This is a genomic window from Tetragenococcus muriaticus DSM 15685, from assembly GCF_000423785.1.
Taxonomy (GTDB): domain Bacteria; phylum Bacillota; class Bacilli; order Lactobacillales; family Enterococcaceae; genus Tetragenococcus; species Tetragenococcus muriaticus.
Genome location: NZ_AUIQ01000004.1, coordinates 33,317 through 54,014, shown reverse-complemented (window position 1 = coordinate 54,014; position 20,698 = coordinate 33,317). Strand labels below are relative to the sequence as shown.

Annotated in this window: 15 protein-coding genes; 2 read left to right on the top strand and 13 right to left on the bottom strand. The window is 35.8% G+C overall.

Annotated elements, in window-relative coordinates; genetic code table 11:
* Positions 1-8 precede the first annotated feature (8 nt).
* From pheT to G577_RS0101865, 5 genes are all read right to left on the bottom strand, one after another.
* Entirely contained in the window at positions 9-2,432 is a 2,424-nt protein-coding gene (gene pheT / locus G577_RS0101885; RefSeq protein ID WP_028789701.1) for a phenylalanine--tRNA ligase subunit beta, read from the bottom strand.
* 3 nt (positions 2,433-2,435) lie between these two features.
* Entirely contained in the window at positions 2,436-3,479 is a 1,044-nt protein-coding gene (gene pheS, locus G577_RS0101880; protein ID WP_028789700.1) for a phenylalanine--tRNA ligase subunit alpha, read from the bottom strand.
* A gap of 296 nt (positions 3,480-3,775) precedes the next feature.
* Positions 3,776-4,120: a winged helix-turn-helix transcriptional regulator gene (locus tag G577_RS0101875; RefSeq protein WP_028789699.1), complete on the bottom strand. Its 345-nt coding sequence runs from the start codon at positions 4,118-4,120 to the stop codon at positions 3,776-3,778.
* A gap of 61 nt (positions 4,121-4,181) precedes the next feature.
* Positions 4,182-7,859, bottom strand: coding sequence for a helicase-exonuclease AddAB subunit AddA (gene addA / locus G577_RS0101870; protein ID WP_028789698.1), 3,678 nt, complete (start codon positions 7,857-7,859; stop codon positions 4,182-4,184).
* A complete protein-coding gene (locus G577_RS0101865; protein WP_028789697.1) occupies positions 7,852-11,409 on the bottom strand; it encodes a PD-(D/E)XK nuclease family protein in 3,558 nt (1,185 codons plus the stop codon). Before G577_RS0101865 ends, addA begins: the two co-directional genes overlap by 8 nt.
* A 188-nt stretch (positions 11,410-11,597) precedes the next feature.
* Here G577_RS0101865 and G577_RS0101860 point away from each other — a divergent pair, with 188 nt between their 5' ends.
* Entirely contained in the window at positions 11,598-12,194 is a 597-nt protein-coding gene (locus G577_RS0101860) for a nitroreductase family protein (protein WP_028789696.1), read from the top strand.
* A gap of 55 nt (positions 12,195-12,249) precedes the next feature.
* On the opposite strand, the gene G577_RS0101855 is transcribed toward G577_RS0101860, so the two are convergent.
* From G577_RS0101855 to cdaA, 5 genes are all read right to left on the bottom strand, one after another.
* Complete coding sequence (locus G577_RS0101855; RefSeq protein WP_028789695.1) at positions 12,250-12,732, bottom strand: hypothetical protein; 483 nt, start codon at positions 12,730-12,732, stop codon at positions 12,250-12,252.
* A 149-nt stretch (positions 12,733-12,881) separates the two neighbouring features.
* A complete protein-coding gene (locus G577_RS0101850) occupies positions 12,882-13,406 on the bottom strand; it encodes a DUF308 domain-containing protein (RefSeq protein ID WP_028789694.1) in 525 nt (174 codons plus the stop codon).
* A 104-nt stretch (positions 13,407-13,510) separates the two neighbouring features.
* On the bottom strand, positions 13,511-14,869 hold the full coding sequence (gene glmM, locus G577_RS0101845; protein WP_028789693.1) for a phosphoglucosamine mutase: 1,359 nt from the start codon (positions 14,867-14,869) through the stop codon (positions 13,511-13,513).
* Positions 14,870-14,876: 7 nt separating this feature from the next.
* Positions 14,877-16,091 carry a CdaR family protein gene (locus G577_RS10875; protein WP_051176585.1) on the bottom strand — a complete coding sequence of 405 codons (1,215 nt, stop codon included), beginning with the start codon at positions 16,089-16,091 and terminating at the stop codon, positions 14,877-14,879.
* A complete protein-coding gene (cdaA, locus tag G577_RS0101835) occupies positions 16,091-16,987 on the bottom strand; it encodes a diadenylate cyclase CdaA (RefSeq protein WP_028789692.1) in 897 nt (298 codons plus the stop codon). The genes G577_RS10875 and cdaA overlap by 1 nt, the downstream gene beginning before the upstream one ends.
* A gap of 194 nt (positions 16,988-17,181) precedes the next feature.
* Between cdaA and G577_RS0101830 the strand changes: the two genes are divergently transcribed.
* Positions 17,182-17,697, top strand: coding sequence for a thioredoxin domain-containing protein (locus tag G577_RS0101830; protein ID WP_028789691.1), 516 nt, complete (start codon positions 17,182-17,184; stop codon positions 17,695-17,697).
* A gap of 33 nt (positions 17,698-17,730) precedes the next feature.
* Here the strand turns inward: G577_RS0101830 and whiA are convergent, their stop codons facing one another.
* Genes whiA through rapZ form a run of 3 tightly spaced genes read right to left on the bottom strand, consistent with a single transcriptional unit; the run spans position 17,731 to position 20,570 of the window.
* On the bottom strand, positions 17,731-18,666 hold the full coding sequence (gene whiA, locus G577_RS0101825) for a DNA-binding protein WhiA (protein ID WP_028789690.1): 936 nt from the start codon (positions 18,664-18,666) through the stop codon (positions 17,731-17,733).
* A 21-nt stretch (positions 18,667-18,687) separates the two neighbouring features.
* Positions 18,688-19,689 carry a gluconeogenesis factor YvcK family protein gene (locus G577_RS0101820; protein WP_028789689.1) on the bottom strand — a complete coding sequence of 334 codons (1,002 nt, stop codon included), beginning with the start codon at positions 19,687-19,689 and terminating at the stop codon, positions 18,688-18,690.
* Positions 19,686-20,570 (bottom strand): RNase adapter RapZ, encoded by an 885-nt coding sequence (rapZ, locus tag G577_RS0101815; protein WP_028789688.1) that lies wholly within the window; start codon positions 20,568-20,570, stop codon positions 19,686-19,688. The genes G577_RS0101820 and rapZ overlap by 4 nt, the downstream gene beginning before the upstream one ends.
* Positions 20,571-20,698 lie beyond the last annotated feature (128 nt).

Sequence of the window (20,698 nt, the reverse complement as noted above, 5' to 3'; positions counted from 1 at the left end):
ATTTTACATCAACGAATAGTTGCCGCCAAATTTTCGGTTAGAGCTTTTTCAACATTTGTCATTGCTTTATTTACTTGCTCATCAGTCAAAGTAGCTTCTGGATTAACAAACGTTAAACGATAAGCCATTGATTTATATCCTGATGTGACATTTTCTCCTTGATAAACATCAAATAAAGAAACAGTTTGTAAAAACCTACCTGCAGCTTTTTCAATTGTCTGCACTAATGTTTGGTTAACGACATCTTCTTCGACTATTAATGCAATATCTCTTGTGACTTTTGGATATCTTGTGACTGAAACATAAGTAAATTCAGGCTTCGTACTTAGAATCGTATCCAAATCCAACTCGGCTACATATGTTTCTGGTATTTCGTACTGTTTAGTTACAGTAGGATGAACTTGTCCAATAAAACCGATACTTTGTCCATTTAAAAAGACTTCAGCGCTTCTTCCCGGATGCATTTCTTTTAATTGCGTTGTTTTTTCATAAATAATGAGATCTGTTAAATTTAATTCAGTAAATAGTTCTTCTAAAATTCCCTTAGCACGATAAAAATCAACGTACTCTTCTTTGCTTTGCCAATCACTCGCTTTCCACTGCCCAGCAATAGCAAAAGCTACGTGATTGTTTTCTTGTGGAAGATCATCTTTAGGATTTTGTTCGTTTTCTTGATAAAAAACACGACCAATTTCGTATAGAGCCACTTGTTCGTTTCTACGCGCTACATTATAAGCCACATCGTCTAAAAGCCCAGTAACTAAGTTTAAACGCAGCACTGTCCTTTCAGCTGTCATCGGCGAATCTAAACGCGTTAACTTTGAGCTTGCATTCGTAAATTGTTTCGTCTTTTCTTCTGAAGTCAATGCATAACTTATAGCCTCACTTAACCCAGCTGCTTCAAATAATGTACGTACTTTCCGCGTTTTTAATTGTGCCTCCGTCAATGCGCCCGCAACGGTTTCTCCTTTAGGCAAAGTAGAAGGTAAATTATTATAGCCATAAATTCTTGCTACTTCTTCTACAACATCAGCTTCAATAGCTATATCCCATCGACGAGGAGGAATCACAACAGTATAGTTCCCATCATTTTCCTGATATCCAAAGCCTAAAGCAGAAAAGATATTGTTGACTGTAGGCACCGTTAGCTCAGTGCCTAAATAATTATTCATACGTTGTAAAGTGATAGGCACTTCTGTATCTTTTGATTGTAATTCAGTCGCTTTTACTGCTCCTTGGAGAACAGTTCCTCCAGCTAATTCAGCAATTAAAGCACATGCCTGCTCACAGGCTTCATCAATTGTTGCTACATTAATTCCCTTCTCAAAACGAGTGGAAGATTCACTGTGTAAATGAAATTCTTGAGAAGTATGTCTGACAGCTGCCGGGTCAAATAATGCCGCCTCAAGAGCGACCGTTGTCGTCGATTCTGTAATTTCTGAATCAAGTCCTCCCATAACTCCAGCTAAAGCAACAGGTTTTTGCCCATCTGTAATAGCAATGTTTTGTTCAGAAAGTGCACGTGTTTCACCATCTAAAGTAACTAATTTTTCATCATCTTGTGCTCGACGCACCACAATTTCTTGCCCAGATAAACGGTTATAGTCAAAAGCATGCAATGGTTGCCCATAATACATTAAAATATAATTGGTCACATCTACAACATTATTAATCGGACGAATACCAATATTCATTAAGCGATTTTGCAGCCAACGTGGGCTCGGCTGAATTTTGACATTTTCAATTAAACGAATTTGATAACTAGGGGCTTCTTCTTTATTAGTCACCTGCACGTCTATCTTATCCGCCGCCTTAGCAGAACTTTCTCGGAGTTCTTTTTTCAAAAAAGTAGGTTTCTTATTATAGATAGCTCCTGTTTCAAAGGCTACGCCACGCATACTCAGCGCGTCTGCCCGATTAGGCGTAATATCTAGCTCAATGATAGCATCATCCATGGCTAAGTAAGAATATACTTCTTCTCCAGGAACAGCTTCGTCTGGCAAATAATAAATACCTTCTGCATATTCTTTAGGTACCAGGCTTTCACTATAGCCAAGTTCTTGTAAAGAACAAATCATCCCATTAGAAACTTGACCTCTGATTTTTCCTTTTTTTATCTTTGCGTTTCCAGCAATTCGTGCGCTAGGTAAAGCTACAATTACCTTAATTCCAGCTTTAATATTAGGTGCTCCACAAACAATTTGTAGCAATTCCTCCTGGCCTACATCCACTTGGCAAACCGATAGATGGTCAGCATCTGGATGTGGTTCACATCCTTTAACGTCTCCTACCACAATTTTTTTCAATCCAGCATTTGGATAAGAAACACCTTCTACTTCAATTCCAGTTAACGACATTTGATCGGCTAACGTCTGAGAAGTGACATTCGACATATCCACTAGCTCATTTAGCCACTTATATGAAACAAGCATTTACTATTCCCCCTTGAACTGATCGATAAAACGAGTATCGTTTAAATAAAAACTACGAATATCATCCACGCCATAGCGTAGCATAGCAATTCGGTCTGGTCCCAAACCAAAAGCAAAACCAGAATATTCTTTAGAATCAATACCAGACATCTCTAAAACATTCGGATGTACCATGCCAGAACCTAAAATTTCGATCCAACCGGTATTTTTGCAAACACTACATCCTTTACCCCCACATTTAAAGCAAGAAACATCCGCCTCAACAGAAGGTTCAGTAAAAGGAAAGTAGCTAGGTCGCAAACGAACTTCGCGGTCTTCACCAAACATTTTTCTCATAAGTTCTTCTAATGTACCTTTTAAATCTCCTAAAGTTATATGTTTATCAACAACAAGACCTTCAATTTGATAAAATTGATGGCTATGAGTGGCATCATCTGTATCACGACGAAACACCTTACCTGGCGAAATCATTCGAAGCGGTCCCTTGGAAAAGTCATGCTTTTCCATTGTCCTTGCTTGGACTGGCGAGGTATGAGTACGTATTAATAACTCATCTGAAATATAAAAGGTATCTTGCATATCACGAGCAGGATGATTTTTGGGAATATTCATCCGTTCAAAGTTATAATAGTCTTGTTCAACTTCTGAACCTTCAATAACTTGATAGCCCATCCCAACAAAAATATCCTCAATTTCTTCTAAAATTTTCGTTAAAATATGTCGAGTCCCTTGTGGAATTTTTTTACCAGGTAAAGTGACATCAATACTTTCTTCTGCTAGCGATTGATTTAGCGCTTCTTCTTCCAGCTGCGCTCTTTTTTCTTCGATTTGTTGTGTTAAATTATCTCTTACTTGATTAGCAAAGCTTCCTACCTTAGGTCGTTCTTCAGGTGTTAGTTCCTTCATTCCACGTAACACTTCAGTGATTGGACCTTTTTTCCCAAGTGTCTGCACCCGAATTTGGTTCAGAGTAGATAAATCCGTAGTCTGATGAATTTGTTGTAATGTTTCATTTTCTAGTGTTTCCAACTGTTCTTGTAAAGACATACAAACGTCCCCCTTTTTTTAAATTAAACATAAAAAAACCTCGTTTCCTATAAAAAGGAACGAGGTCTCGTGTTACCATCCTAATTCGCGACAATCATCGCGCACTTAATTAATTAACGATAGTCATTACCGGCTTGAATTCAAGCAAGCTTCAGAAGTGAACTTCATTTTTCGAAAACAGTCCTTGCTTTCAGTCTATGGCAATTCTCCCTTTACTATTTCAACCAAATTACTCTCTTCTATCAACGCTTTTTTACTATTTATTGTTTTTAGTTTACTAAAAAATAGCAACAAAATCAACAACTATCTGTTGAACGACTAAAATTACATTCTTTTTCTGTCAACCAATCTTGACTCCAATGACGTACTGAATTCAACACTTCTTTGAGACCTATACCCTTATCCGTGAGTTGGTATAAGCCGTCAGTTTTACTAACGATTCCTTCTTTTTCTAATTCTTTTAAACGTTCCGCTAAAACACGATCGCTTAACATAGGAATTTTATGAGCCATATCAACAAAACGTTGCTCATTTTCTTGTAGTAAGACATCTATAATCAAACCATTCCATTTTTTTCCTAAGATAGAAAAAGCTTTTTCAAATTTTGGGCAAAGTGTATAAGTTGTTTCTTTTGTTTCCATCATAACCCCCACTCTTTTTCCAAGTATAACACACTTATGCAAATTCTTGCCAAAAGTTACTTCATTCAGTTGTCATCTCAATAATTTCTTTATGATTTAAAAGAACTAAAAAAGTATTGATTACAGGTTTGTTTAAAGCTTGTGCCAATGCTTCCCGGTACAAACGCAGTTGTCCTTGATAATTATCCAACAAGTTTTGTTTCCTTTGCTCATTATGCACAACATCTGTTTTAAAATCATATAAAATAACATAATCCTCATATTCGATAAATCCATCAACAATTCCATGAATGAGTAACTCAGCATCCGCTTCATCAAAATCTAAAAATACCTCTCGAGCATCCTTTAACATCGAAAAAGGTTGTTCTCTATGCACTCGCTCAGGTGCAGCAAGTATTTTTTTCCCTAATTCTGTTTGAAAAAACCATAAGATAGCAGATATATCAATTTTTTCTGCTACCTGATTGTCAATTTGTTGCTGCTCTATTAACTTTGAAAGCTTTTGTTCTACACTATCGAATGTAGGAGGTGTGGTTAACGGAAGCAACTGTAATAGGTTATGCGTTGCGCTACCTATAACAATTGAATCAACTTTTTCTTCTTGCATGAACTTAGGTTTAGCTAATTCTTCTGTGACATAGCGGTAATGGCGATTTTGTTGTTGTTCTAAAGTGCTTTCCCAAGAAATTTTATTTAGCTGTTGATCATCAGGGTCATTGTATAAACGTTTCATTTCAGAAACCGACTGGTAACTTGTCGTTTTTGTTGATTTCTGCATTGGGTAAACAAAATCTAGTCTTTGTTGTAACTCTCTTATCTCTGTTTTTTCTGGAGAAATTAATCGTTGATTTTGAACGGTTGGATGTTGATAATCTTTTATAGCTTCTGCTAGCTGTGCTTGGTTACTCCAATGAATTTCAAAATGAGCAGGGTGATCTATCGTTTTTTTACTTTCAGACGTCTGCATATCATTCTGCATATCTGGGTGCCGCATCAAGGTCATTCCAACCCAGTCCATTAAATTGGCTTTCCCTTTTAATCGGAGTGCAGGATCTAATACTGTATTTTCTTGGTCCAAAGCTTTCCCCCAATTTTTTAATGCTTCCTCTTTTGTTTTATATGAACCAACTAGATAAAGCTTTTGTTCTGCACGTGTTAAGGCGACATAAAGTTTACGCATTTCCTCAGATAGCATCTTTTTAATACGTTGTTGTTTAATCGCTTGATAAGGCAAAGTATCATAACACACTTGCTCGTTATCAATGTATTGAATACCAGCCCCTAACTTTTCTTCAAAGATATAACGTGTAGTTAAATCACTATAGTTAAACTGTTTTGTCATATCTAAAAGAAAAACCACAGGAAACTCTAACCCCTTACTAGCGTGAATTGTCATTACTCTTACAGCATTTTCTTGAGATAAAGCAAGTGGTTCTGCCAAGTCTTTATCTTTTTCTTGCATCTTTTCAACGAAACGGATGAACTGATATAACCCTCTAAAACTACTTTGCTCATAAGATTCAGCTCGATGGGCTAGCGCAACTAAATTAGCATAACGTTGCCTGCCAGATGCTAAACCAATGACATAATCTAAATACGCTGTTTCTTGGTAGATTGTCCATATTAATTCACTAAGAGCACGTCTTCTAGCAAGAGAACGCCAGGATTCTAATTGCTCATGGAATGAGCGTAAACGAACAGAAAGTTCGTCCTGATTTTTTAAGTAAGATAAAAAGGCTTCATAGTAATATCCTTCTTTTTGAGCTAAGCGTATCTTGGCCAATTCTTCCTCATTAAGTCCGACAATGGCTGATCGTAATACTGCCACAAAAGGAATATCCTGATAAGGGTTATCAATAATTTCCAATAAGGAAATCATGGTTTGTACTTCAGTTGCTTGAAAATAATTTTGTGCGTCATTAACTTCCAAAGGGATTTGAAATTGCTTAAACACATCCATAATCACCAAATTATTCTTTCGTGTCGGTGTAAGTAGCACTATATCATCATAAGTGATCGGTCGATTTTCTTTCTGCTTTTTATCATAAATCATAAACTTGTTTTCGACCAATTCTTTGATTTTTAAAGCCACTAAGTAAAGCTCACCTTCAGTTTTATCATCTACAACCGTTGGATCTTCTTCAACTTCTTTTTCATATAAAAGCAACTCTGTATTAAAATTCTCGCTTGCAGGAAAAGACGAAAATCCTGGAACCAATTGAGCATCTTCGTCATAAGGTATTTGACCGACAGTTTCATCCATTAATTGTTCAAAAACTAAGTTGGTAAATTGAAGAACTTCTTTTCTAGAACGGAAGTTTTCAGCCAGAATAATACGTCTACCGCCTTCTTCATGAGCAAAAGCTGAATATTTATCTACAAATAATGTAGGATCTGCTAACCGAAAAGCATAGATAGATTGTTTTACGTCTCCTACCATATATAAATTGCCATATTCAGATTCTGGATTGCACAACCAAAATAAAATTGCTTCTTGTAAGCGGTTTGTATCTTGGTATTCATCGACCAAAACTTCTTCAAACCGATCTCGATAATATTCCGAAGCTTCACTTCCTTCACCATTTCCTTGCAAAATATCTAAAGCGAAATGCTCAAGGTCATTAAAATCCAATACACCTTTAACTTGCTTACGTTTTTGATATTTTTCAATAAAATTTAAAGTCACTTCACCCATCTTTTTGACTAAGGGTCTAGCATGATTCATTAACTCCAACATTTTTTCAGGAGGTTGGGCAAAGAACGTCTCCGTATTTTTTATAAGCTCCTTAGCACTATCTCGACGTGGTTTAATAGCCTCCTCAGAAATTTCTTTAACCTCTTCTTGCTTATTAAACGTCGGATACCGCTTAAAATCAAAAGCAGCTAACTGCTCATAAGCTTGTTGTACTTTATCTTCATTAACATAAGTCCATAAACGACGAGCTTGTTCGAGCTCGCTATCTAATAGTGATTCTGCTTTTTCCATCGAACCAGTATTTTGTGCTACTTCTAGAGCAGTTTTTTGTTGTCCAATAGCTGTCTGTAAATTAGCTAGAATAAGTGGCTTAACTTGAGTTTGGTACATCTGGTTTCCTGCTAAACCTTGAGTTGTATCATAGCTTTGCGGAAGTTGGTTTAACCAATCAATAGTATCGGGATTGGCTTTAGCAAAATCATACAAAGACATAATTAGATCAGTAAAACCATCATCAGAACGATCATTAGAAAAATTTTCTGCTAAACGATAAAAATCTTGGTCAGAAGAATCAAAATAACTTTCACGTAATTCTTCCCAAACCTCTTCTTTTAACAATAAGCGTTCCGTATCATCCGTTAACATACGGAAGACAGGGTCCAAATCAATCAAAAAATAAAAACGACGAATAACCGTTAGACAAAACGCGTGCAAAGTTGAAATAGAAGCTCGTGGCAACAACGTCAACTGCTTTACAAAGTGATTGCGCCTTTCTTGCTGACTTTCTTTATTAATCGCATCTTGTAAGGCATTTTGAATACGTTCTTTCATTTCACGAGCTGCAGCTTCAGTAAATGTCACGATGAGTAGCTCGTCAATGTTACTCCCATTTTTCAATTTTTCAATCACGCGACGAACCAAAACAGAGGTCTTTCCTGATCCTGCCGAAGCTGAAACAAGTAAGTTATCTCCCGAGTCAAAAACGGCTTGCCATTGTTTATCGGTAAAAGTTTCATTTTTAGGTTTTAAAGGAATATCAACCATCATTTTCCTCCTTTAAACGTTTCATAATCTCTTCCTTTGATAGAGGATGGATCCGATAATAATCATTTTCTTCTAACATCGGATCAAAAGCAGAAATACTATGAAAGGGCGAGTATTGTGTAGCCCGTCGTTTATCCTTCATTTTATAACTAGGATTCATCTTTATTTCCCCGGAAAGAATCCTTTCTGCTGCTTCTTTTAATTTTTTTCGATTGTGTGCCATTAACACATTCATTTCTTCTGCTGTATAAAATTTTTCTTTACTTTTAGCTGATTTTTTTAACTGTTCATTTTTGTCCATTTGAATGGGAAATACAGAAGAATATTGCGATTTATTTAATGTTTCATCAAATGCTTCAAATACTTCAGGTTCGTCTGCAAAAAGACCGTCATATTTATATCGTTTTAAACGTTCTTTTTCACCGGTTTTTTTAGGATCCATAACAGGGTCATAAACATGAAAATAATAGGCGCCAGCCCCATGAACATTTTTTTGACCAATAAGTTCGACCGCATCTTGTAAAGCAATATCTAGATAAGTGAGTAATTGCATAGCAAGACCATAATAACTATCGGTAATGTCAAACTTATGGGCACTTGATTTATAATCAACCACTGCAAGCCATGGTTTGCCATCTACTGTTGTCGTATCGATTCGATCAATCTTTCCTCTTAGGTATAGGTTCCCCCCATTTGATAAAGGGATCTGCAAGCCAGGAATTCCTTGATTTCCAGCAATTTCTCCAAATAAAACTTCCGTTTGAACAGGCGTTAATCGCGTTTTTTCTGCTTGTTTTTTTAATCCCCAAGAAACACGTGCGATCGTTTTTTTTAAACGATAACGAATGAAACTCATACGCGCATTCCCTTGCATAAACGCATAACGTTCTTGGCCAAACATGTTTTCTAGTACATGCTCAACTAACAATTGACGATGTTCCTCGCTCATTTGCGTTAAAGAAAGATTTTCTTGAAAAATAGCTTTTAAGAAATTATCTAAAGCCTCATGGAAGATTTCACCGGTAACGGCTGAATTCAAACCGTAAATTTCTCTTTCTTTTAATCTCAAACCAAACTTAAGAAAATAATCATATTGATAATCATAAAAGGTTTCTATCTGCGATATGGAACTATAAATATCTTTTCCATACAGTTGTTCTGCTAATTCTGGTGAAATATTCACAGGGGTATTGCGATGCGTTTGACTCTCAAATACTCTTTGTGCCAAAAAACGGTAGTCAGAAGCCAGTAGCAAGTCTTTTAACGACTGCCATACGACTGGAAGTGTCTTTTTTTCTTCTTGCGCTTGACGATAAAGTCCATTTAATTGTCGAATCAAGCTTTTATACGTGCCTACATAATTACGCGCTTCATAAGTTAAATCTAAACTAGAATGATCTTGTACAGACAGATTTGTCCAATTTAAGATACGAGCAAGATAAGGAGAAACTTTCATATTTTGTTTCGAATCAGCATTTCTTGGATAGCTCAAATACAGTTTTTCAGAAGCTGATAATAACATATTATAAGCGACAAAAGGTTCTTTGCGGATCGTTTCTTCTGTTTGATCCTTTAAATATTGCCCTTCTTGTAAAGTCGCATTTAATTGTTGTCTTTCTTCAGTAGAAATCAAGCTCTTATTTTCAGTAGTGCGAGGAAAGCTTGTTTCATCTAACCCCACTGCAAAAGTCACCTTAGCTTGTAAAGGACGTGTTAAATCCAAAGAGTTAATTTGTACTTGGTCAATTGCAGTTGGAATTTTACCAAAAGTTAAGTTTTCTAGCCCACTTGAGAGGATTTCCTTAAACAGATCAAAATCAAAAGAATCTGATCCATAAATCTCTACAAATTCATCCAATAGGTCCATTAACGATGCCCAGGTTTGTTCATGATCGCGAGCATACTCAAGATTTCCCCATTCAAGTTCTTGTTCTCGCCAACAAAGTAACTGTTTTTCTACTCCAATTTCTTGCAAAAACTCATAAAAGATGACAATGGCTTCTCTTGTGCTAGAAGCCGATTTTAGACGCGGGAAAAAACTTACAATGTCATTACGAAAATCATTTCTGACGTGATTACTCAGTTTTTCAGTACTTTTCGTTTCAATAATTTCTTCTTGTTCAAAATCAAAGTCAAACAAATGCCAATCTTCTTGACGAGTCCAATCAACTCCATGAAAATTATGGGCTAAGGCCTCGTTTTCTGTTAAATCGACCATCCAACGAAATCTATTACGTGCCTCTTTCCAATCGGACGTTTCTTCTTGTAAATCGTTAGGTATATAAAGCTCGGTACGCAAAAAGCGAAAAACATCAGAAGTGCGATAATAATAGTCATCTAAGGCAAATAACGCATGGATAAACTCTACTAAAGGATGTTGTTCCATCGTACGATCTTGGTCCAAGTAAAAAGGAATGTCTAGCTCTTCAAAAGTTGATGAAATAAACGGATAATAAAGTTCCGGATCTAAAGTTAATAGCTGAATATCACGATAGTAAAGTTGCTCGTTTTCTTTTGTAAAAGAATCAACAACAAGACGTCGAATTTCAGTAGCTACTTGTTTCACCTCTTCTTCTGGGTTTTCTGCTTTCCAAATTTCTACAAAATCATCCAAATTATGCTCTTGTTTATACCTTCCAACACTTGTTTGTTTAAAGCAACGTTCTAGCTCCAAATAACTGGCAGATACTTGAGTTAATTGAGGAGCTTTTTTATCAAACAACACACGTTCTTGTTGGCTCTGGGCAAAGTCTTTTAAGAGATGATAAGTTTGCTTAGGATCAAAAAATAAATCCAACGGTCCATTATCAGCATAGATAGAATCAATATATAAATCAATACAGACCTGGCTCTTACCAAACAAGACTTTTAAAAGTTCCTGCTCTTGCATATTGAAATTAGAAAAACCAGTAACGATGAAAAGTTTTTGTTCTAGTTTAGCCATTTCTTGTGAATTTTCACTTGCTAAAAAATTAGTTAACATTGTCAGTGGCTGCTCTATTTGCAATTTCCTTTTCGCTAGTTCTTCTTCATAAGCTGCAAAGATGCGTTTGATTTCATACATTTTTAACTCAAAATCTTTTCTTTTGCTAGTCGTTTGATTGTCTAAAGAAAAGTCCAGGTTATCAGAGGAAATGTTGCCTAATTGAAATTCTTGATAAAGCTCCAATAATTTTGCAATAAAACCTTCTTTTTTTACTTCTCCTCGAAAAATGAGAAGTTCTTCTGTTAATGCATCTAAAACTTTACGCATAATCATAGCTGAACCAGTATCAGAAATGCTCTGACCATTGATTTGACCACTATCTTGTAGAAAATACCATGCTAAACGGTTAAAACTATAAACTTGCCCCCGAATGGTACTAAAGTTTTCTTTTGCTTGTCTATTTTTTAATTGCGATAAAATTTCTTGTTCACGTTCAAATTTATTATAATTAGGAACTATGAAAAAGACTTCATTGTGTTCTTTTTCCAACCACTCATAAGCAAGATCTAGGATCATTTTTTCATGATCGCAACTTCCGTCACCAGTTATAAATTGTAAGCTCAAAAACCTCGCTCCTCTTCGTCTTAGTATGTAATATGTATAAGTGTTAATTTACTCTATTTACCAGTTTAACACATAGAAACAGCAAGTTTAGGGTCATATAAAAAAATAAACATTCTCTTTACTAACATTTAGTAAGAATGTATACTTTATTTCGTAAAAAAAAATAGAAATCAAAGGTGGATGTTTATATGTCAAACTTTTTAGATATTATCAAAAATCGTCGCTCCATTTATTCTTTAGGACGTAATACTTCTTTATCTGAATCAGAAATTACAGAGTTAATTAAAGAGGCAGTAAAGCAAAGTCCAAGTGCTTTTAATGCACAGGAACCACGTGTCATCACTCTTTTTGGAGAATCTCATGAAAAGCTATGGGACATTACTGAACAATTGTTAGAACCATTAACACCTGCAGAAGCTTTTGAAAATACTAAGCAAAAATTAGCCGGATTTAAAGCTGGGCTTGGAACAGCTATGTTCTTCAATGACGTGGACACTACCAAGCAACTACAGGAACAATTTACATTATATGCTGATAATTTCCCTACTTGGGCTGAACAAGCCAATGGTATTGCTACAGCAAACGTTTGGACCACTTTATCCGAAGCAGGAATTGGAGCGAACCTACAACACTATAATCCAGTAATTGATGAAGCAGTTGCTGCAGAATGGGATGTCCCTAAGAATTGGCATTTACGTGCACAGTTAGTATTTGGATCTCCAGAAGAACAAGCAGGTACTAAAGACTTTTTAGCTGACGATGAACGTTTTCTTGTATTTAAATAAAAGTAACTAAAGATAAAAACAGCTTGTGCTTTATTAAAGCAAAACAAGCTGTTTTTTATTCATTAGTTTCCGTAACAACATCAATAGGAGTGCCTTCTTTTAAGTGCTTAGACAAAAACTTAACTAATTCATCCATTGGAACACTAAACTTCATTAATGGACCACGTAAACCAAATTTAAAAAAATTCATTTTCACTTCATTTTTCTTTTTATCTCGAAATAACACTACCCGATCCACTTCATCAAATTTAATTCCTCGATTATCTAAGGGGTGGATAACAAATCGATCGTCAGTAATCCCTCTGCCATTGATAGCATAACTAATAATAGCTAGCCCAACCGCAGTGCCTCTTATAATTTCGTCTAAAGTTCCTGTCGTTATAAATAAAGTTCCAGCGAAAATCCCAAACAAAATGGGGAAAATAAGTGAGAAAAGTGATTGGTGTTTTGCAGTAAAAACGAGTTCTTTTTTTACTAAAAACAAAAAAAGGTATAAGACAGTTGTAAAAGCAACAAATAATAATGTAAATACTGTCATGACAAACACCATCCTTTTTTTCCTTTCTTCTATTTTATCAGAAATCTGTGTTATCTACAAAGAGAAAACTTTAATCTAGAAGTCTTTCATAGAAAAACTTCTGAACAATTCCGCAAACCGTCCAGAAGTTCTTCTATAATTGGTTAAGTTTAATGGTCTAAAGAATTGATAATATAAAATATGCCGATCAACATCAAGTATAGACCAACCAAAAACGAAATGGTAAGTGCTGATACGATCGGATCGAAAAATAACATAAAACCAACCACAATACCAATCAAGTTGGTAATTAATGTGAACCAATAATGTCCATTACCAAATGTGCGTGCATGATCTAGGAAAAACAAATTCCGAAGCGCTCCCGCAATAAACCAAAAGGCAAAAACATAGGTTACTGCAATAATTCCAGCACTAAGATTAAATAGCAGTACGATCCCAAGAAGTAATTCAATAATTCCTAATATTAAAAATATAGTTACACGGAATCCTGTCATATTTTTTATCTGGTTACGAATAACGATACTAAAAATACCATTGGTAATCGCTAATACTGCAAAAAAGAAGACAATTGCAGATAGGCTCCCTTGCGGATTATTAAATGCTAATAAAGAAATTAAAATAAATAGAATCCCTAAAATAAGTCCAGACCAATTAACAGATCTTTGTTTATCCATCATTTCCCTCCTTTCATCACTAAAAAATATTATGACACAGGTTGACTTAATTTAGCAAAGAAAAGAAAAACGATCGCTCCAAAACAGAACGATCGTTTTATGAGTTACTCCTCTAACCCAATTTGATTTCGAATGACATCAGCGATTTTATTAACATAATAATCAACTTCTTCATCTGTCGGTGCTTCAGCCATGATTCGTAATAAAGGCTCTGTACCAGAAGCTCTAACTAAAATACGCCCTTCATCGCCTAATTTTTCTTCTACCTCGTCAATAACAGCTTTAATTTCAGGAACGTCCATCGCGCCATATTTGTCGGAGACCCGGATATTAACCAATTTTTGCGGATAAATTGTTACACCAGCTGCTAATTCCGAGAGTTTTTTTCCAGTTTGTTTCATAATATTAAGTAACTGAATACCAGAAAGCATGCCATCGCCTGTGGTATTTAAATCAAAAAACACCATATGCCCTGACTGTTCACCACCAAAATTATAGCCATTTTTACGCATTTCTTCGACAACATAACGATCGCCAACTTTGGTTACTACATCATTTAAACCAGCAGCTTCTACTGCCTTATGAAAACCTAAATTACTCATCACAGTTGTTACGATAGTGTTTTGTTTTAACAAGTCGTTATCTGCTAGATAATTAGCACAAATGTACATAATTTTATCACCATCAACCACTTGACCGTTTTCATCTACTGCTATTACACGGTCTCCATCGCCATCAAAAGCAATACCTGCATCTGCTTGTTTTTCGACAACAAAGTCAGCTAATTTTTCAGGATGCGTTGATCCTACGCCATCATTTATATTCACACCATTCGGTGAAGTCCCTATCGTATAAAAATCTGTCTCTAAGTCAGCAAATAAACGATTAACTGTAGAAGCAGTTGCTCCATTAGCAGCATCTACACAAATAGTAAGTCCAGATAAGTCATCTTTAATCGTCTGTTGTAAATATTGAGAGTATTTCAATAACCCTTCTGGAAATTCTTCTAATGAACCTAAACCGTCAGCAGACGGTCGCGGAAGCTCATCTTCATTAGCATCCAATAAAGCTTCGATTTCTAGCTCTTTTTCATCTTCAAGTTTAAAACCATCATTGCCGAAAAATTTGATTCCATTATCCTCTGCTGGATTGTGAGAAGCAGAAATCATAACACCAGAACTTGCTTTTTGTACACGTGTGAGATAAGCAACACCTGGCGTTGAAATTACACCAAGTTGAAAAACTTCAATGCCTACCGAAAGCAAACCGGAAATCAACGCATTTTCTAATAACTGACCAGACACACGAGTGTCACGACCTACTAACACTCTAGGTTGTGTATTTTCTTCTTCGTGACGGCTCAACACATACCCACCATAGCGACCTAGTTTAAATGCTAATTCAGGTGTCAACTCCTTGTTCGCAATTCCTCTGACACCATCCGTACCAAAATATTTTCCCATAATCAATTTACCTTTCTGTTTCTTCTTCATTTTCTTGTGTTGCTTCTAATTGTTCATCTACTGAACTTTGTGTTTCTTGTGATTCTTGTGTTTCTTCAGTTTGTTCCTGACTTTCCTCTGTAGCTTCTGTTTCTTCTTGAGCAGAAGACGTTTCCGGTGTATTCATTTCTGGATTTTCTTCATTTCCCTCTATTCCACCATTATTATCATTATTTGTCTCCGGTGGTATCTGCATATCCCCAGTTTCTTCGGTATTATCGTTATTTTCTTCTGTATCTTCAAATTCCGGTGTGATATTTACAGAAACTGTATTAACATCTGAACTCAATTGAGAAGGGATCTCCACATTAACATTTCTGGTTGTAGGTTCAGTAACGTCTGTCACATCCACCGGCACTTCCAAAGAATCTACTTCATCTAATAAATGTTGTGCCCCCGTAATTGTAGCACTATTTTCGTTCAATTGAAAATCGAAGTCAGAAATTCCTTCTGGTGTATCTCCAACTTGCGAAGGAGAAAGACTTACTTCTTTTTCAGGCGCCGAAACTTCTAATTGTACATCTGCTGTTTGTGGGCTTAAACTAGTAGATAACTCTTCTCCATTTTCGTCTACAGCTTGTAAAGAAAAAGTATCTGAAATATTTTCATTAATTACTTCTAAGTTTGAGACAATCGCAATGCGAGAAATTTCTTCCATTGTCTCTTCCCCTGAAGTAACTTCTACTTCTTGCGGAGAAATAGAGGCTTCATCTAATTCAAATCCATCCTGCAATCTATCCTCAAACTCTTGTGTATCAATTTGGAAATTCCTAGTCACCCTTCGTTCGACTGTTACTGTTAAAGTGTCTGGTTCCACACTAGCATCCACACTATTACTCAAATTTTCAACTTCTAACGGCACATCATGTGTTCCTTCGTCTAAATTGGTTAAATCAGCAACCACCTCAAAGTTTCTTGTCTCTTCGTTAGTTTCAGCATTTAATTGTACACGATTAGCACCACTTAAAGCGACATCTACTGTATCCTCATATCCTTGAATGTAGTACTCATCCGAATCATATTCAATCGAAACAGGAACATCCTGAACAGTTTCTTCATGAACTTCTGAGGTGGCAATACTATTTTGAAAATTTGAACCATTTGCATTGAAAAAAAGAACTAAACTGAAAAACAAAGCCAAAAGCCCATAGACAATGTTGCTTTTTTTCTTTTTCGTAAGCATCACTTGCCTCCTTTACTCAGCTTATTCAATTCATCTAAGAAATTTCTGAAAAAATTCTTCCTATTCTTATTTCTTTCAGGGGTTTCTACAATCAAATTATCTCTAAGCACCTTTAAATATTCATCTTGGCTCAATTCAGTGTATAGCTGGTTATTTAGAGTCAAGCTCACTCCGCCTGTTTCTTCAGAAACCACAATAGTTAAGGCATCACTCACTTCAGAAACGCCAGCAGCTGCTCGATGCCTAGTTCCGTATTCCTTTGAAATCATATTACTATCAGATAGTGGCAAATAAGCGCTAGAAACTGCGATCTTTCCATTTCTAACAATCACTGCACCATCATGTAAAGGTGTATTGGGAATAAAAATATTAATTAAAAGTTCACCAGTAATATCTGCATCAAGAGTAATTCCTGTTTCAATATATTCCTCCAAACCAGTATTTCGTTCGACTGTAATCAATGCACCTATTTTACGCTTGGACATATATTGAATCGCCTTATCAAAGGCTTGTACCATCGTTTCCCCTTGATCTGTTTCGGCTTTGGTCTGGCTAAAGAAAGTTGTTCTGCCCAGATGTTCTAGTCCTCGTCGTATTTCTGGTTGAAAAATGACAATCGCTGCGATAACTCCATATGTAATGACTTGATCCATCAGCCACGACAAAGTATTAAGCCCAATAATTTCGGCTAAAAAACGAATCGCAATGAATATTACAACGCCTTTAAATAGCTGAATTGCTTTGGTACCTTGAACCATCTGTATTAATTTATAAACTAGATACCAAACAACTAGGACATCTAAAATATTAACAAAAAAGGGGACAGAAAAAAAATCTACCGATAGTAACTGCCTCCAATATTCTAAATCAAAAAGTTCTGCAATGTTAAACGACATATAAAGCCTTCCTTTACTCTAAGACTACTTACCCTTCATTATTACAGTATAGCATAGCTTTTTTCTGTTGTTGATAAAAAAGTTATTTCCTTCATACTTTTTCAAAAAATACTAAATTGTTTATTTAAAACCGAATTGATTCACATTGCCTCAAAAAAACGTTACACTGGGAACAAAGAAGGAGGAATACTTGTATGGATATTTCAGCTATTAAAAAAGAAGAAACAAATACTAAATATGGTATTCACATCGGAAGCACAGCACCTAAAACAATGATTGAGTTTATCAATCTACGGTGTCCTTATTGTAGGCAATGGTTTACTGAGTCAAAAGATATCCTTGAACAAGCTGTTGTTGATGGTAAAATCAACCGCGTTATAAAATTATGGGATCATCCTAAAGAATCATTACAACGCGGAAACGTTATGCATCGTTTTGTAACAGATAACGATCCTAAACAAGCAATTTCAGATATCACTCGTATTTTTAATTCTCAAGACGAATGGGGCGATCTGTCCTTACAAGAAGTAGCTAACTATGCTAGAAATGAGCTTGGCTTAACTGAACATCAACATCTTGACACTGCCGAAGAAATTGTAAAAGAAACAAAACAAGCCAATATTACTCTTGTCCCTACAATTATTTTCGAAGACCATATTTTTGATGAAAACATTGAACCATCCATATTAAAAAACTATATCAACGAATAAAAAACTGGGAATATTGTTTATTTCCCAGTTTTTTTATCCCGCTTTTTCTTTTAATTTATCTGCGAATTCATTGATCTTACGAATCCTATGATTAATACCTGATTTAGAAATTGCGCCTGTAGGTATCATTTCACCTAGTTCTTTTAAACTAATCTCAGGATGAGCCAAGCGTAACTCTGCAATTTCTTGTAGTTTATCTGGTAAAGCAGATAAGCCCACTCGATCTTCAATTAGTTGAATATTTTGCACTTGTTTTGTGGCAGCATCAATTGTTTTATTCATATTGGCTGTTTCACAATTAACTAATCGATTCACGGAATTTCTCATATCACGGACAATCCGTACATCTTCAAATTTAAGCATTGAATTTGTTGCTCCAATCAAAGTCAGAAAATTAGCAATGTATTCTGCGCCTTTCAAATAGGAAATATATCCATTTCGCCGTTCTAATGTCCGTGCATTCAAATCATAATAGTTTAACATCTTACATACATCTTGATTATGAGATTCATAAACCGAATAAATCTCTAAATGATAACGGCTTGTTTCTGGGTTATTAATAGACCCTGTAGCCATAAAAGCACCTCGAAGATAGGAACGCATTTTTTGCTTATTGCCCATGATCTCTTTATCTACTTGTGTATTAAAAGAGGTTTTATCCATAATATTTAATTCATCTAAAACACGTTTGGTATCTTGTTTTAGACGAACGATATAGACATTATTTTTCTTTAGTTTCATTTTTCGTCTCACTAAAAGCTCACTACGCACATGAAAATGATCTTTTAACAGAGAATAAATACGACGAGCAATCGCAGCATTTTCCGTTTGTATATTTAGTATAAATTGCTGATTAAATAAGCTTAATGAACCGTTCATACGAATTAAAGCGGCGAGTTCTGCCTTAGCGTGTTCACGATGAACTTCTAAGCCGGTTAATTCTTTTTTTACCTCAGCGGCAAAAGACATAAACACATCACCTTTCAAAGATTAATTTTTTGCTTCATAAACAATTCGTAATAATTCTTCTGCTACTTTATCGCCGTCATGGAAAACTCCGCCATCTCTTAATTCTAGAAAATCAGTGGAAACTACTCGGCATCCTAGGTTTCTCAACCCTTTAAAATCATGTTGCACTTGTAATAAGTATTCATCATATGTATCAAAGTCCATATAACCTTCTGGTACTTTTTCAGTATTAACCAAAACAGTATCGATAAAAGCATTTCCTAAGTGATTATGAAGAATCCTTACATGATCAGCGTCGGTAAAACGTTCAGTTTCTCCCTTTTGTGTCATAATATTACAGATATAAACTGTTTCTGCCTGCGTTTGCAGCATAGCTTCACCAATTTCTGAAATCATTAAATTTGGCAAAATACTGGTAAATAAGCTTCCTGGTCCCAAAACGATCATATCTGCTTCTAATATAGAAGAAACGACTTTTCTAGCAGCTTTAGGTTCATCATCGTTTGCTTGGTTTTTGACATAAACATGATCGATCGTTTTACGATCTAACGCTATTTTAGATTCTCCACGAACCGTTGTTCCGTCTTTAAATACAGCATGTAAGACTAATGAACCATCAGAAGAAGGGTAAATATTCCCTTTTACATGCATCATTTTCGATAATAATTGGATGGCCTCATAGGTACTACCACGCATTTCGGACATCCCAGCTATAATTAGATTACCTAAAGCGTGGTTAGCTAAAAACTTATCTTCTTCATTAAAACGATACTGAAAAATATCTGAATAAAGTTTAGGCATATCCGAAAGAGCCACAAGTACATTACGCAAATCTCCGGGCGGCGTGACTGAAGTTACTGAGTCTCGCAGTTGTCCGCTACTACCGCCGTCATCAGCTACCGTTACTACTGCCGTAATATCAACACCTTGGTTTCGTAAACTTTTCAAAATCACTGGCAAACCTGTACCACCGCCCATTACGACAACTTTTGGACGTCTAATCCGGTAGGTCTTCATTTTCATGAGCGATTCACCGTCTCTTTCCGTTTATCTTTATCCCGATGCGTAATATTTACTTTATAATTCTCAGACAAAGCCTCCCCAACCCTTTGAGATAGGGCCACTGAACGGTGCTGACCGCCAGTACAGCCTATAGCGATCATCACATTATTTTTGCCTTCGTCTACGTAACCAGGCATAATCGTCTGTAGTAAGGTCAAAAATTGTTGGTAAAAACCTTCAGTTGCAGAAGAACCCATGACGTAATCATAAACTGGCTTTTCCAGACCGGATAAAGGGCGCAACTCGTCAATATAATGAGGGTTAGGTAAAAAGCGGACATCCATGACAATATCTGCGTCAATCGGTAATCCGTACTTAAATCCAAAGGACACCATTTCAATTCGAAAACCTGTATCATTTGAACTACGAAATTCCTCATTAATTTTTTCGCGCAACTGTCTAGGCGACAGTTGGGTAGTATCTATAACAAACGAGGCATCTGCTTTTAATTCTTCTAAAATCGCACGTTCTTTTCGAATACCTTCAGTGATTAAGCCGTCCATCGCTAAAGGATGTGTACGACGGGTTTCTTTATAACGGGAAACTAACTCACTATCAGAAGCGTCCAAAAATAATACACGTGTATTAACAAAAGCAGTATTTTCAATTTCTGCTAACATCGCCTGAATTTCCTCAAAAAACGCCCTTGACCGTAAATCAACAACTAAAGCAATTTTGGTAATCTTACCAGATTCTTTAATGAGCTCCCAAAATTTAGGGATCAAATTGGGGGGCATATTATCAATGCAAAAATAGCCTAGATCTTCAAAACTTTGCACGGCTACTGTTTTTCCTGCCCCACTCATTCCAGTAATAACCACTAAATCTAAATTATCAGACATTTTTCTTCTCCTTGCTCAATCTTTTCTATTTCTTTAATTATATCACTCCTGGCGTATCTTTTCGAATGCTTTTTTGGATATATTGTTCATCTTGAATAAAAGGGAGTTTAGTCTCACAAAAATAATAG

Bases quoted from the DNA above. Each gene is read 5' to 3' on its own strand.
- G577_RS0101830 (WP_028789691.1), top strand. From the start codon at position 17,182: ATGGATATTTCAGCTATTAAAAAAGAAGAAACAAATACTAAATATGGT.
- G577_RS0101850 (WP_028789694.1), bottom strand. From the start codon at position 13,406: ATGGATAAACAAAGATCTGTTAATTGGTCTGGACTTATTTTAGGGATT.
- pheS (WP_028789700.1), bottom strand. From the start codon at position 3,479: ATGTCTTTACAAGAACAGTTGGAAACACTAGAAAATGAAACATTACAA.
- addA (WP_028789698.1), bottom strand. From the start codon at position 7,859: ATGGTTGATATTCCTTTAAAACCTAAAAATGAAACTTTTACCGATAAA.
- G577_RS10875 (WP_051176585.1), bottom strand. From the start codon at position 16,091: ATGCTTACGAAAAAGAAAAAAAGCAACATTGTCTATGGGCTTTTGGCT.
- G577_RS0101860 (WP_028789696.1), top strand. From the start codon at position 11,598: ATGTCAAACTTTTTAGATATTATCAAAAATCGTCGCTCCATTTATTCT.
- whiA (WP_028789690.1), bottom strand. From the start codon at position 18,666: ATGTCTTTTGCCGCTGAGGTAAAAAAAGAATTAACCGGCTTAGAAGTT.
- glmM (WP_028789693.1), bottom strand. From the start codon at position 14,869: ATGGGAAAATATTTTGGTACGGATGGTGTCAGAGGAATTGCGAACAAG.
- G577_RS0101820 (WP_028789689.1), bottom strand. From the start codon at position 19,689: ATGAAAATGAAGACCTACCGGATTAGACGTCCAAAAGTTGTCGTAATG.
- rapZ (WP_028789688.1), bottom strand. From the start codon at position 20,570: ATGTCTGATAATTTAGATTTAGTGGTTATTACTGGAATGAGTGGGGCA.
- cdaA (WP_028789692.1), bottom strand. From the start codon at position 16,987: ATGTCGTTTAACATTGCAGAACTTTTTGATTTAGAATATTGGAGGCAG.
- G577_RS0101855 (WP_028789695.1), bottom strand. From the start codon at position 12,732: ATGACAGTATTTACATTATTATTTGTTGCTTTTACAACTGTCTTATAC.
- pheT (WP_028789701.1), bottom strand. From the start codon at position 2,432: ATGCTTGTTTCATATAAGTGGCTAAATGAGCTAGTGGATATGTCGAAT.
- G577_RS0101875 (WP_028789699.1), bottom strand. From the start codon at position 4,120: ATGGAAACAAAAGAAACAACTTATACACTTTGCCCAAAATTTGAAAAA.